Raw genomic sequence first — 226 nt, 5'->3', positions numbered from 1 at the left:
CTCTTTTGTAATACCCAGTATCTCACTTAGTCTACCTATTTTTTCGTTATCACCAAGCGAATAACGAACCAGAGGAAAAATCGCTAAGCCCGTTTGTTCCTCCCCGGTTAGCGGTACACCGTTTCGGTCATATATCATCCCACGCCCGGTATCAAGCACAATCTTCTCCCTTCGCTGTGCTACAGAGCGTTCGATTAGATCTACTTTATGTGGTGAAAAAGAACGC

General features: G+C 45.1%; 1 pseudogene. It reads right to left on the bottom strand.

Going from position 1 to position 226, the window contains the following annotated elements:
- Window positions 1-226 (bottom strand): annotated as a pseudogene (locus LKX83_RS33110) (peptidoglycan D,D-transpeptidase FtsI family protein); the annotation flags it as partial.

Source organism: Cohnella baijiui (assembly GCF_020731285.1).
Classification (GTDB): domain Bacteria; phylum Bacillota; class Bacilli; order Paenibacillales; family Paenibacillaceae; genus Cohnella.
The sequence above is the reverse complement of the archived record's forward strand: the minus strand, read 5'-3'. Positions and strand labels throughout refer to the sequence as shown.